The sequence below is a fragment of the Phycicoccus mangrovi genome (assembly GCF_018729305.1).
GTDB lineage: Bacteria > Actinomycetota > Actinomycetes > Actinomycetales > Dermatophilaceae > Phycicoccus > Phycicoccus jejuensis.
Genome location: NZ_JAHHWP010000015.1, coordinates 182285 through 195255, shown reverse-complemented (window position 1 = coordinate 195255; position 12971 = coordinate 182285). Strand labels below are relative to the sequence as shown.

10 protein-coding genes are annotated in these 12971 nt (G+C 73.9%); 3 read left to right on the top strand and 7 right to left on the bottom strand.

Features of this window, described 5'->3' with window-relative positions; translation table 11 throughout:
* Positions 1-51 precede the first annotated feature (51 nt).
* From KMZ30_RS14395 to KMZ30_RS22400, 5 genes are all read right to left on the bottom strand, one after another.
* On the bottom strand, positions 52-927 hold the full coding sequence (locus KMZ30_RS14395) for a MurR/RpiR family transcriptional regulator (RefSeq protein ID WP_215512972.1): 876 nt from the start codon (positions 925-927) through the stop codon (positions 52-54).
* A gap of 9 nt (positions 928-936) precedes the next feature.
* Positions 937-2661, bottom strand: coding sequence for a serine hydrolase domain-containing protein (locus KMZ30_RS14390; protein ID WP_215512973.1), 1725 nt, complete (start codon positions 2659-2661; stop codon positions 937-939).
* Entirely contained in the window at positions 2658-3962 is a 1305-nt protein-coding gene (locus KMZ30_RS14385) for an exo-beta-N-acetylmuramidase NamZ family protein (RefSeq protein WP_215520052.1), read from the bottom strand. Before KMZ30_RS14385 ends, KMZ30_RS14390 begins: the two co-directional genes overlap by 4 nt.
* A 32-nt stretch (positions 3963-3994) precedes the next feature.
* Complete coding sequence (locus KMZ30_RS14380) at positions 3995-5812, bottom strand: glycoside hydrolase family 3 protein (RefSeq protein ID WP_308279743.1); 1818 nt, start codon at positions 5810-5812, stop codon at positions 3995-3997.
* 97 nt (positions 5813-5909) lie between these two features.
* The gene (locus KMZ30_RS22400; RefSeq protein ID WP_215512975.1) at positions 5910-6752 is read right to left on the bottom strand and encodes a DUF6597 domain-containing transcriptional factor; all 843 of its coding nucleotides are present in this window, start codon (positions 6750-6752) and stop codon (positions 5910-5912) included.
* A gap of 54 nt (positions 6753-6806) precedes the next feature.
* On the opposite strand from KMZ30_RS22400, the gene KMZ30_RS14370 reads away from it, so the two are divergent.
* The 3 genes from KMZ30_RS14370 (at position 6807) to KMZ30_RS14360 (ending at position 9780) form a co-directional block, all read left to right on the top strand.
* On the top strand, positions 6807-7178 hold the full coding sequence (locus KMZ30_RS14370) for a VOC family protein (protein WP_215512976.1): 372 nt from the start codon (positions 6807-6809) through the stop codon (positions 7176-7178).
* Positions 7179-7383: 205 nt separating this feature from the next.
* Positions 7384-9291, top strand: a complete 1908-nt coding sequence (locus tag KMZ30_RS14365) for a propionyl-CoA synthetase (protein WP_215512977.1) — start codon at positions 7384-7386, stop codon at positions 9289-9291.
* A gap of 96 nt (positions 9292-9387) precedes the next feature.
* Positions 9388-9780, top strand: coding sequence for a hypothetical protein (locus tag KMZ30_RS14360; RefSeq protein ID WP_215512978.1), 393 nt, complete (start codon positions 9388-9390; stop codon positions 9778-9780).
* Positions 9781-9801: 21 nt separating this feature from the next.
* Here the strand turns inward: KMZ30_RS14360 and KMZ30_RS14355 are convergent, their stop codons facing one another.
* Positions 9802-11274 (bottom strand): hypothetical protein, encoded by a 1473-nt coding sequence (locus KMZ30_RS14355; RefSeq protein ID WP_215512979.1) that lies wholly within the window; start codon positions 11272-11274, stop codon positions 9802-9804.
* A gap of 1 nt (position 11275) precedes the next feature.
* Positions 11276-12925 carry a helicase HerA-like domain-containing protein gene (locus tag KMZ30_RS14350; protein ID WP_308279745.1) on the bottom strand — a complete coding sequence of 550 codons (1650 nt, stop codon included), beginning with the start codon at positions 12923-12925 and terminating at the stop codon, positions 11276-11278.
* Positions 12926-12971: the final 46 nt, after the last annotated feature.

Here is a 12971-nt window from a genome sequence, read left to right as displayed (position 1 = left end):
GATGTTACTTTCCTACGCGGCGTGCGTCAATGGTGTGAACAAGTTACGTCCTCAGTAGCGGACGTGGTGCCCCGAGACCGCCCGCCGGGTCTGCTCGACGGCGTCCTGCGCGCGGGCGAGGTCGTGCTGGGCGACGGCGATGTAGAGGCAGTCGACGACGGTGAGCGCCGCGATCCGGCTGGCCGTCGCGCCCGAGCGCAGGCTCGACTCGCGCGCGGCCGTCGCGAGGACCTGGTCGGCCCCCTCGGCCAGGCGCGACACCGGGAAGTTCGTGACCGCCACGGTCGTCGCGCCCCGGCTGCGGGCCAGCTCGAGCGCCTCCACCGTCTCGGTCGTCGTGCCGGAGTGCGAGATCCCGATGGCGACGTCGCCCGGGCCGAGGAGCGTGGCGCTCGTCAGCGCGATGTGGGGGTCGTTCCACGCGAAGGCGACCGTGCCGATGCGGTGCAGCTTCTGCTGGAGGTCCATCGCGACGAGCGCACTGGCCCCGATGCCGTAGACGTCGACCCGGCCGGCCCGCGAGATCGCCTCCGCCGTCGCGGCGAGGGCCTCGCGGTCGATGGTCTGCGCGGTCTCCTCGACCGCGCTGGCGTCGGCGTAGGCGACCTTGGCGATGACGTCGTCGACGGTGTCGTCGGCGCTGATGTCGCTCGTCGGCGCCGTCGGGCGTCCTCCGGTCGAGGCCTCGGCCAGCGCGAGGCGCAGCTGGGGGTAGCCGCGCAGCCCGAGCCGCTTGCAGAAGCGCAGGACCGTCGTCTCCGACGTCGAGGCCGCCACCGCCAGCTCGCTGATGGTCAGCCCGGCGGCCGCCCGCGGGTCGGCGAGCACCTGCTCCGCGACGCGGTCCTCGGCCGGTGAGAGCGAGGGCCGGACGCCGCGGAGCCGGACGAGGAGGGACGGGGCACCGTCGGTGGGCTGCGTGGCCATGCGCACAACCTAGGACGCGCGCTGCACGACACTCCACCCGCGGGGGTCGAACACGCCGGGACGGCGCTCGCCGTCGAGGAGCACCCGGTGCCCCGCCGTGGCCCGCACGCCGTCGACGAGCACGCCGCGCCCGAGGTAGACGGCGTCGGTCGTCATCCGCCAGCGCAGCAGCAGGTCGCCCCGGGGCAGCTCGGCGCGGGCCTGCATCCAGCGCCGCCCGTGCTCGCCCGAGATCGTGCCGTCGGTCTCCTGCGCCGGGCCGCGGTCGCGCAGCGCGAACGGCAGGGGCGCCCACGTCGCGCCGTCGTCGGACGAGGTCTCGAGGGTGAGGACGTCGGTGTCCTCGGTGTCGACGAAGAGGTCGAAGCCGAGGCGCGCCCCGCCGCGCGGCACGTCGACGGGCGCGGTGAGCGTGGCCGTCGTCGCGTTCGCGCCCCCGGCGGTCCAGGCCGTACGGCCGTGGCGCGGGTCGACGGGCATCGCGAACGCGAGTCCGCGGGCCCACTCCTGCCGGGCGGTGTTGTTGCTCCCCCACTCCCGCGAGGGGTGGACGCGGTTGGTCAGGAGGATCGCGAAGGAGCGGCTGTCGAAGTCGATGACGATGGACGTGCCCGTGTAGCCGGTGTGCCCGGCGGTCCGCGGACCGGAGAGCGCGTCCATGTACCAGCGCTGGTCGAGCTCGAAGCCGAGGCCGTGGGCGTCGCCGGGGAAGTCCTCGGTGAAGTTGGTGATCAGCATCTCGACGCTGCGCCGGTCGAGGATCCGGTGGCCCCGGTAGGTGCCGCCGTTGAGCAGCGCCTGCGAGAGGACCGCGAGGTCGTCGGCCGTGGAGAAGACGCCGGCGTGGCCGGCGACGCCCCCGAGCGACCAGGCGTTCTCGTCGTGCACCTCGCCGCGGACCATCCCGCGCGGGGGCGCGGTCTGGTACTCGGTCGCCGCCGTGCGCTCGCGGTCGGTCGGGTTGTAGCCGGTGTCGCGCATCCCGAGCGGCGCGGTGATGCGGTCGTGGACGAACCGGTCGAGGGGCTTGCCGGACAGGCGCTCCACCATCACGCCGAGGGTGATGAGGTTGAGGTCGCTGTAGAGGTAGGTGGAGCCCGGCGCGTTGGTGGGCGGCTGGTCCATGACGGCCTTGATCCGCGAGGGCACGTCCGGGTACTTCGACCACAGCGGCAGCCACGAGGTGAAGCCCGAGGTGTGGGTCAGGAGCATCCGGACGGTGACGTCCTGCTTCCCGTTGACGCCGAACTCGGGCAGGTAGGTCGCGACGGGCGCCTCGAGGTCGACGGTGCCGTCCTCGATGAGCTGGACGGTGGCGATGGAGGTGAAGAGCTTGCTCACCGAGGCGAGGTCGAAGACCGTGTCGTCGCGCATGGGCTCCCACTGGTCGCGCGGGAGCTCGGTGGTGGCGTCCTTCCACCGGGAGGCCCACCCGCTCGCGTGGCGGGCGACGACCGCGCCGTCGTGCCCCATGACGCCGACGGCGCCGGCGTACATCGGGTGTCCCCCCGCGGCAGGGGCCTCCTCGTGCGACTCGATGAACCGCTCGGCCTCGGCGATGGGCGCCGGGTCGAGGCCGACGCGCTCGGGGGCGCGGTCGCGCAGGACGGTGTTCGCGGGCATGAACCCCTTCTCTGGTCGGTCGAAGTCGTTGGCGGACACCGGGCCCGCCGTCGCCACGGAGGCGGCGAGCACACCGGCCACGGCGACGGCGCCCCAGCCGCGGCGGCTCACGCGCGGCCCCCGCGGTAGAGGAGGTACGGCCGGCGGCGGCGCTCGAAGGCGGCGAGCTCGGAGCGCCAGGCGGCGACGACCGCGTCGGCCGAGGCCCCCGCGTCGACCATCTCGCGCAGGCGCGGGGAGCCGGTCAACTTGTCGACCCAGTAGGGGCGCTGCGGGTCGTAGGAGTCCTTGCGCCAGGCGAACTCGGGGTAGAGCGCCTTGGCCGCGACGAGCATCTCGGCGCCGAGCCGGGGCCCGTCGAGCCGCTCGGGGTCGGTGACGTGCACCTGCACCCCGCCGCAGACGACGCCGACGTGCTTGCTCTGGATCGGGTTGAAGTACGCCTCCCGGAAGTCCACGCCCGGCACCCGGCGCGACTCGAGGCGCTCGGCCCAGCGGTGGTCGACGAACGGGGCGCCGACGAGCTCGAACGGCCGCGTCGTGCCGCGACCCTCGGACAGGTTGGTGCCCTCGAAGAGGCACGTGCCGGGGTAGACGAAAGCGGTGTCGGGGGTCGGCATGTTCGGGCTCGGCATCACCCAGGGCAGGCCGGTGTCGGCGAAGAGGGCGTCGCGGCGCCAGCCGGAGACCTCGACGACCTCGAGCGCGTCTCCGAGGCGCTTCCCCTCGTCGCCCTCGAGGAACTCGCCGTCGAAGAAGCGCGCGAGCTCGCCGACGGTCATCCCGTGGACCTGGACGATCTCCTTGGCGCCGACCCCGGTCGTGAACGCGGTCGTCATCATCGGACCGCGGGCGATGCCGCCGATCGGGTTCGGCCGGTCGAGGACGACGAACGAGCAGCTGGTGCGGACCGCGGCCCGCATCGCCGTGTACATCGTCCAGATGTAGGTGTAGAAGCGCGCGCCGACGTCCTGGATGTCGAAGACGACGGTGTCGACGCCGGCCTCGCGGACCATCGCCGAGAGCGAGTCGGCCCCGGCGCCGTAGGCGTCGTAGACGGTGACGCCGGTGCGCGGGTCGGTGTGCGTCTCCTCGGCGTCGCCGGCCTGCGCCGTGCCGCGGAAGCCGTGCTCCGGCCCGAAGACGGCGCGCAGGTCGACCCGGCCCGACTCGTGCATCTCGTCGACGACGCTGCGCAGGTTCGCGAGGATGCCGGTCGGGTTGGTCACGACGCCGACCTTCCGGCCGCGCAGGACCGACCAGCGGTCGGCGGCGGCGCGGTCGGCGCCGGTCGTGACGCCGCGCCCGTGGCCGTGGCGGCCGGAGGCGTGGGCGGCGGGGGCACCGACCGCGGTGGCGGCGGCGGTGACGGCGGTGGCCGCGAAGAGGCTGCGGCGGTCCAGGGAGGTCATGGGGTCTGCTCCTGATCGAGGGGCGCGGCGGCTCAGTAGCCGAGGCCGTGGCCGAAGGGGTAGAGGACGGTGGAGGGGTCGCCGGCGACCGGGACGTCGACCGGCAGCTTCCCGGTGGGGGCGACCGCGCCGGCGATGACGCGGGCGGCGGCCTCGAGCGCGACCGGGCTGTAGCTGTACGTCGCGAGGTAGGTCTCGGCGTCGCCGAGGTACGCGACGTCGTAGGGGTCGCGGGTGGCGACGACGACGACCGGGACGCCGGTGGCGCGCAGGGCGGCGACGAGCTTCTGCTGCCCGCGGTTCTTGTCGGTCACCGCGGTGTCCCAGGCCTTCATCGTCGTGACGACGACGGCGTCGCGCCCGGCCGCGGCCGCCGCGGCCGCCGCCACCTGGGCGTCGGTCGGTGCGCTGCCGGTGACGAGCACGGTGCTCGTCGCGCCCTGCGCGTCGAGGCCGGCGGCGAGGGTGCGCGTCGTCGTCTCGCCGTAGCCGGTGACCAGGAGGTCCTTGCCGCGCACGGCCATCGGGAGGACGCCGTCGTCGTTGCGGACGAGCGTGGTCGTCCGGTTCGTCACGGCGGCCGCGGTGGCGAGGTGCTCGGGCGTGCCGACGACGCGGTCGACGCGGCGCGGGTCGGCCCACGGACGCTCGACGACCCCGCGCTCGGCCTTGAGGGTGAGGACGCGGCGGACCTTGGCGTCGAGGTCGCGGCGGCTGATCCGGCCGGACTCGACGGCGGCGACGACCGCCTCGAACGCCTGCGGCAGGGCCGGGCTCATGAGCAGCTGGTCGACGCCCGCCTCGAGCGCCCGCACCGCGACCTCCTCGTCGCCGTACTTGTCCCGCACGCCCTGCATCTCGAGGGAGTCGGTGACGATGACGCCCTCGAAGCCGAGCTCCTCGCGCAGGAGGCCGGTGAGGATCGGCCGGCTGAGCGTGGCGGGGTCGCCGCTGTCGTCGAGGGCCGGGAACGAGAGGTGGGCGGTCATCACCATGTCGATGCCGGCGGCGATCGCGGCCTCGAACGGCGGCGCGTCGATCTCCTCCCACTGCTGCCGGGTGTGGGTGATGACCGGGAAGGCGACGTGGCTGTCGGTCGCGGTGTCGCCGTGGCCCGGGAAGTGCTTGGCGGCCGACATGACGCCGCCGTCGCGCTGGTAGCCGGTGACCTGCGCGGCCACCATGTCGGCGGCGAGCGCCGGGTCGGACGAGAACGAGCGGGTGCCGATGACCGGGTTGAGCGGGTTGACGTTGGTGTCGGCGTCGGGGGCGAAGTTCGTCGTGATGCCCATCGCCCGCAGCTCCTGGCCGGTGATGGCGGCCGCGGTGCGTGCGTCCTTGGTGCTGCGGCCGGCGCCGAGGGCCATCGAGCCGGGGAACTGGGTGGCCGGCGGGCCGATGCGGGTGACGACACCCTGCTCCTGGTCGACCCCGATCGTCAGCGGCACGCGGGCCCTCGTGCGGCGGGTGAGCGCGGCCTTCTGGAGGCCGTTGCTCAGGGCGGTGATCTGGTCGGGGTCCTTGACGCTGTCGGTCCACGCGAAGTAGATGACGCCGCCGAGCATGTACTTCTGGACCACCTCGGAGGGCTTCGCGACGCCGTAGAGCGGCACGTTGCGCTCGTCGGGGGCGTCGGCGACGCTGCCGTAGACCTGCTGCACGAAGAGCTGGCCGACCTTCTCGCGCAGCGTCATCCGCGCCATCGTCGAGGTGACCCAGCCGTGGTGGTGGCCGGGGCGCGGGTGGCCGGGGCGGTGGCCGCCCGCCGAGGCGGCGGGGGCGGCCGCGCCGGCGAGCGCGAGCGCCATCGAGGCGGTGAGGGCGGTGCGGCGGGTGGGCGTCGAGGGCACGGGGAACCTCCGGTGCGTAACTTGTTCACGTCATTGTGGGACGCGATGAAACTTAGTCACACATCGGCGGTCCGGCAACGGGAAGGATCTCCGCCGCTCAGGAGCGCCGGTCCCGGTAGCGCCCGGGGGTGACCCCGACGAGCGCCGTGAAGTCGCGGGTGAAGTGCGCCTGGTCGTACCAGCCGTGGCGCACGGCGAGGTCGGTGAGGGTGCCGTCGTAGCCGGCGTCGAGGGCGGCGACGACGTCGTGCATCCGGTACCGGGCGAGCACGCACTTCGGGCCGACGCCGACGTATTGCGCGAAGAGCCGCTGGAGGCGGCGCGTGCTGCACCCGTGCCGCCGCGCCACCTCGCCGACGGTCAGCAGCGCGGGGTCCGCGAGCATCGCCCCGACGACCGCGAGCACCTCGTCGTACCGCTCGTCGGGGCCGGGGTCGAGGGCGGCGAGGCCCTCCTCGGCCGTGGACTCCCAGGCGTCGGGGTCGTCGGCGAGCGCGGGGTCGGCGAGGCGGTCGACGAACGGGGCGGGCAGGACGGCGCGGGCGGAGACCGTCCGGTCCGACCACGCCGCGGCGTCGAGCCCGGTCAGCGCGGTGAGGCCACCGGGCCGGAAGCGCACCCCGAGCACCCGGCCGCGGTCGCGCAGCTCGACGTCGAAGCGCCGCGTGCTGACGCCCGTCACGACGACCCGCTCCCCCGGCGGCACCCCCGGGCGCGGGTGGGTGGCGTCCTCGACGGTCAGCGAGCAGGTGGGGTGGGGCAGCACCTCGCTGACGTAGGACCGCCCCGGCGGCAGGTCCCAGGCGAGGCGCCAGTGGTTCTCGACCCACGGCGCGACGGCGGCGCCGGCCGGTCGCCGCTCGAGCGCGAGGTGGCGCGCGAGCTCGTCCGGGCGCAGCACCCCACCGGTCGTCGCCGTCGCGTTCGTCCTATCCGGCACGGCGCCAGCCTAGGCATCGTGGGCGACACCGACCCCCGACGAGAGGACCCCTCCATGGCCACCGCCGCCCTCAAGATGGTCACGCTCGACAGCTCCGACGTGCGCCGCGACGTCGCCTTCTGGCACGCGGTGCTCGGCTGGACCGTCGCGCACGAGCAGGACGAGTACGGGATGCTCACGAGCCCGGACGGTCTCGCGCTGGGCTTCGGTCTCGTCGAGGGGTACGAGGCGCCGGGCTGGCCGAACGAGCACGGCAGCAAGCAGTTCCACCTCGACCTCGCCGTCGACGACCTCGACGCCGCGGCGCAGGAGGTCGTCGGGCTCGGCGGCACCCTGCCCGACGAGCAGCCCGGCGAGACCTGGCGCGTCGTCCTCGACCCGAGCGGGCACCCGTTCTGCCTCACCCGCGCCGAGGCCTGGGGCTGACCCGCCACTCCCGCCCCACCTTTTCGGGGTCACCCCGAAATGTCCACGAGACCCCGGCTCGGAGCCGGGGTCTCGTGGACGAACCCCCGTGTCGAGCAGCGGCGACGCCGCTCCTCCGCCCGCTCGTCGCCGCGTCCCGGCCGTCCACGGACTGGTGCGTCACGTTCCGTGGACGGCCGCCGCACGGCGGGCCGAGGATGACCCCATGAGCAACGGCGCCTACCGAGCGGCCCACGAGCGCTCGATCTCCGACCCCACCGCGTTCTGGAGCGAGGCCGCGCGGGCCGTCGAGTGGAGCACCCCGCCGACGACCGTCCTCGACGACAGCAACCCGCCGTTCTACCGGTGGTTCCGCGGCGGCCGGCTCAACACCTGCTTCAACGCGCTCGACCGGCACGTCCGCGACGGCCGCGGCGACCAGCCCGCCCTCCACTACGACTCCCCCGTCACCGGCACGACCGCCACGTTCACCTACGCCGAGCTCCTCGACCGGGTCGCGCGCTTCGCCGGCGCCCTCGCCTCGCTCGGCGTCGAGAAGGGCGACCGCGTCGTCGTCTACATGCCGATGGTCCCCGAGGCCGTCGTCGCGATGCTCGCCTGCGCCCGCCTCGGCGCGATCCACTCGGTCGTCTTCGGCGGCTTCGCCCCGGCCGAGCTCGCCGCCCGTCTCGAGGACGCGCAGCCCAAGGTCGTCGTCTCGGCCTCGTGCGGCATCGAGCCGAGCCGGGTCGTCGAGTACAAGCCGATGCTCGACGGCGCCCTCGACCGCAGCAGCCACAAGCCCGAGTCGGTCATCGTCCTGCAGCGCGAGCAGGCCCCGGCGCAGGTCGGCGTCCGCGACACCGAGTGGGAGGAGATGACCTGGGACGAGGTCGTCTCCGACGCCGAGCCGGTCGGCTGCGTCGACGTCGAGGCCACCGACCCCCTCTACGTCCTCTACACCTCCGGCACGACCGGCCGCCCGAAGGGCATCGTCCGCGACAACGGCGGCCACGCCGTCGCGCTGCGCTGGTCGATGGAGAACGTCTACGACATCGGTCCCGGCGACGTCTGGTTCACCGCCTCCGACGTCGGGTGGGTCGTCGGCCACTCCTACATCGTGTACGCCCCGCTCCTCACCGGTGCGACCACCGTCCTCTACGAGGGCAAGCCGGTCGGCACCCCGGACGCCGGTGCGTTCTGGCGGGTCGTCTCGCAGTACCGGGCGAAGGCGATGTTCACCGCCCCCACGGCGTACCGGGCCATCAAGCGCGAGGACCCGACCGGCGCGCTGACGAAGGACCACGACCTCTCCTCGCTGCAGTGCGTCTTCCTCGCCGGCGAGCGGCTCGACCCCGACACCTACGAGTGGGCCACCGGCGTCCTCGGCGTGCCGGTCGTCGACAACTGGTGGCAGACCGAGACCGGATGGCCCATCGCCGCCAACCTGCGCGGCCTGGACCCGATGCTGATCAAGGCCGGGTCGCCGTCGGTGCCCGTGCCCGGGTACGACGTGCAGGTGCTCGACGAGTCGGCCCGGCCGGTCCCCCCGGGCACCGAGGGCGCCATCGCCATCCGGCTGCCCCTGCCGCCGGGCACGCTGCCGACGCTGTGGAACGACGACGAGCGCTACGTCGCGGGGTACCTCTCGGTCTACGACGGCTACTACCTGACCGGCGACGGCGGGATGATCGACGAGGATGGCTACGTCTACGTCATGGGCCGCACCGACGACGTGCTCAACGTCGCGGGGCACCGGCTCTCGACGGGCTCCATCGAGGCGGCGCTCGCCGGCCACCCGGCCGTGGCGGAGTGCGCGGTCATCGGCGTCGCCGACGACTTCAAGGGACAGGTGCCGCGCGGGCTGGTCGTCCTCAAGGGCGGGGTCGACGCCGAGGCCGACGGCGAGCGCATCTGCCGTGAGCTCGTCCAGCGCGTGCGCGACGAGGTCGGGGCGGTGGCGAGCCTCAAGCAGGTCGACGTCGTCGGCGCCCTGCCGAAGACCCGCTCGGGGAAGATCCTCCGCAAGACGATGCGCGAGATGGCCGACGGCAAGACACCCACCGTGCCCGGCACCATCGAGGACGCCTCCGTCCTCGACACCCTGGCGCCGGTACTGCGACCCCGGGGGTGAGGGGCCGAGCGGGCGCGACACCCCGGGTGTCGCGCCCGCGTCCGCCCGGACGCACCGACCTCGCCACGAGGGCCCCGGCCGGGTGACACTGGGACGGTGATCACCGTCGAGCTGGCCCGCGACCTCGTCGAGGCCGGCGTGCTCTGGGAGCCCGCGCCCGGCGACCGATTCGTCATCGACACCGAACTGCTGACCGGCGACGTCTTCTGGATCTCCGACCTGACGGTCGAGGTGCACTCCTACGGCGGCCGGTCGCTCCTCGGCTTCAACGGGACGACCGAGTGGGCACTGGACTCGGTGACGCTCGACCAGGCCCTCTGGCTCCCCCGCGAGGACCAGCTGCGCGGGCTGCTCGGCAACCGGCTCTCGGCGGTGGTCCGCACGACCGAGGGCTGGCGCGTCGAGTACGCGACCGGCCCCGGCGACCTGCACTCCGTCGAGGACGCCGATCTCGAGTGCGCCTACGCGCGAGCCGTGCTGGCCCTCTGACCCGCCGGCGGGCAGCGGCCCTCAGACGGCCGCCAGCTCGGGCTCGCGGGCGAGGAACCGGTGGAGGAGAACCTTGTCGAAGCGGTCCCTCGGGGGCAGTGAGAGCATCAGGTCGATGAGCGTGCGGTCCGCGAACGGCAGCGCGACGCGGTGGCCCATGTCCCCCTCCTGGAACTTGCGGGCGGCCCACTTGGCCATCCGGTGCTCCCAGTACGTGATGTCGTGGAAGTCGCGGCCCGCGAGCGCCTCCGTCGTGAAGCCCGTGTACTCGACGAGCCGCTCGAACTCGGCGACGTAGGCCGCGCGACCGGCGGCCGGCTTGCCGTAGGTCAGGGCGGCGAGCGCCCGCGGTGTCGGCTCGGTCGCGGTCCGGCGCTCCTCGCCGTAGAAGTACGTCCCCGTCTCGGCGAGGATCGACTGCAGCTCGACGAAGTCGTGGGGCAGGTCGTGGAACATGGCGGTCGCGGCGCCGAGCGACGAGGCGAGGCCCGGGAAGGACTGCTCGTGCGCGACGCGGAACGGGTCGTCCGGGCCGGGGTTGCGCCAGCGGATCACCCTGTGCCGCAGCCCGGCCCGGAAAGCCAGCTCGTTGGCCCCGTACAGGTCCTCCTGGACGCCGGCGCTCAGCGGGAGGTCACGGGGGTTGAGGTAGGTGTAGGCGAAGTCGTCGTTCCCCAGGTGCGGACGCGCCCCGACGAGCGTCGTGCGGGAGTCCAGGCCGGCCGTGAGGCTGATGCCGACCCGGCCGAGACCGGCCGTGAGGCGGGCCAGGGCGTCGAAGCGCTCGGCGAACCGGGGGAAGACCTCGTCCACCGTGGCCGGCACCCGCTCGCGCACCGGCCACACGCGCCGGTGGGTCGAGCGGTCGGGGGCGGCGAGGTCGACCTCGAGGACGCAGTTCGGGAAGACCGGCAGCACCCCGGCGTGCGTGGTCGTCAGCCCTGGCATGAAGATCGTTCCCTTGGGCCGGAACTCACGGATCCGCTCGTAGAGCTCGATCGCGGCGTGGTCCGGACCGGCGTCGACGACGCCCGCGACCAGGACCGCGTGGGAGCCCACCGCCAGCGCAGCCCGACGCAGCACCCTCCGCCCGCGCGCCGACCAGAACACCGGCTGCGTCGCGTGCGAGTCCGGGGACACGACGAGGCGGGTTCCCCTGCGCAGGAACGCCGTCCAGCGCCCCGACAGTGCGGCCAGTGCCTCGAGTGCGGCCCCGTCCCCCGCCCGCAGCGCGCCGAGGAGCCGCTCGACCACGAGAGCGCCGTCCGCCGTGCCCGCGTCGACGTCGAGCGGCTGACCGCAGACGACGACCTGGAGGTCCTCGTCGGGGCCACCGAGCGACTCGTGGACGACCGTGCGCGGGTGCGTGCGCAGCACCGCCTCCCCGACGGCGCGGGACGGCCACGCCTCGACGTGCGCCGGGACCGACCCGCCGTGCTGGAGGAGGTAGCCGTGGCCGAACCGGGCGTGCTCGACGAGATCCGGGGTGGCCACGTCAGCGCCTCCGGGCGGTGCCGAAGACCGAGCGGGTGATCTCACGGCCGAGCGCGGTGCCGGCGGAGCGCAGCATCGAGCGGAAGGCCGAGGACCGGACGACCTGCTCGACCATCCCCGGCTCCTGCGCCCGGCGGCGCTCCTCCGCCTCGCGCGCCTTCTCGGCCGCGGCCTGCTCCTTCGCCGCGGCCTTCTCGGCCGCCGCACGGGCCTTCGCGGCCTCCTGCTCCGCCGCGGCGTCGGCCTTCGCGCGGGCCTCGGCCTCGGTCGCGGCCTGCTGGGCGGCGACGCGCTCCTGCGTGGCCCTCCCGAGCATCTCGGCGGCCGAGTCGCGCTCCTGCGCCTGCGCGTACTGCGCGGTGAGCGGCGAGGCGGCGACCGCGGCGTCGACGACGGCGTCGGGCGAAGGACCCATGAGCGACTCGGGGGCCCGCATCCGCGTCCACGCCACCGGTGTCGGGACGCCCTTCTCGGACAGGACGGTGACGACGGCCTCGCCGGTGCCGAGCGAGGTGAGCAGCTCGGCGAGGTCGTAGTCGGTCCGCGGGTAGGTCTTGACCGCCGCCTTGAGCGCGGCCGCGTCGTCGGGCGTGAACGCCCGCAGCGCATGCTGCACCCGGTTGCCGAGCTGCGCGAGGACGTCGGCCGGCACGTCCTTGGGCGACTGGGTGACGAAGAAGACGCCGACGCCCTTGGACCGGATGAGGCGGACCGTCTGCTGGATGGCGTCGAGGAACTCCTTCGACGCGTCCGAGAACAGCAGGTGCGCCTCGTCGAAGAAGAAGACGAGCTTGGGCTTGTCGAGGTCGCCGACCTCGGGCAGGTCGTGGAAGAGGTCCGCGAGCAGCCACATGAGGAAGGTCGAGAACAGCTGCGGCCGGTCCTGCACCGCCGGCAGCTCGAGCATCGAGACGAGGCCGCGGCCGTCGGGGGCGGTGCGCATCAGCTGCGAGGTGTCCAGCTCGGGGAGGCCGAAGAACGCGTCGGCGCCCTGGTCCGAGAACGTGATGAGCTCGCGCAGGATGACGCCGGCCGTCGCCGACGACAGCCCGCCGAGCTCCTTGAGGTCGGCCTTGCCCTCGTCCGAGGTGAGGTGCTGCACGACCGCGCGCAGGTCGGCGATCGTGTCGAGGAAGAGCCCCCGCTTGTCGGCGTAGTGGAAGACCAGCCCGAGGCTGGACTCCTGGGTCGCGTTGAGCCCCAGCACCTTCGCGAGCAGCGTCGGCCCGAAGGCCGACACCGCCGCGCGCACCGGGACGCCCTTGCCCTGGCCGCCGAGGGCGAAGAACTCGACGGGGTAGGCGGTCGGGGTCCACGGCAGGCCGACCTCCTGCGATCGGGACGTGATGCGGTCGTTGGCCTCACCGGCGCTCGCCATCCCGGAGAGGTCGCCCTTGACGTCGGCGAGGAACACCGGCACGCCCTGGGCAGCGAGCTGCTCGGCCATCAGCTGGAGCGTCTTCGTCTTGCCGGTCCCGGTGGCCCCCGCGACGAGGCCGTGGCGGTTCATCGCCGACAGCGGGATGCGGACGACGGCGTCCGGGTGGGCGGCGCCGTCGACGACCGCCGCGCCGAGGTCGAGGGCCGGCCCGTCGACGGTGTAGCCGGCCCGGATCGCGTCGAGGAGGGTGGACTCGGTGCTGTCGCTCACCCGCGCCAATGTAGTGCGCGCCGGGGTTTCGCGGCCGGACCCCGCG

Excerpts from the sequence above, each read along its gene's own strand:
- KMZ30_RS14395 (WP_215512972.1), bottom strand. The coding sequence starts at position 927 with ATGGCCACGCAGCCCACCGACGGTGCCCCGTCCCTCCTCGTCCGGCTC.
- KMZ30_RS14385 (WP_215520052.1), bottom strand. The coding sequence starts at position 3,962 with ATGACCTCCCTGGACCGCCGCAGCCTCTTCGCGGCCACCGCCGTCACC.
- KMZ30_RS14370 (WP_215512976.1), top strand. The coding sequence starts at position 6,807 with ATGGCCACCGCCGCCCTCAAGATGGTCACGCTCGACAGCTCCGACGTG.
- KMZ30_RS14365 (WP_215512977.1), top strand. The coding sequence starts at position 7,384 with ATGAGCAACGGCGCCTACCGAGCGGCCCACGAGCGCTCGATCTCCGAC.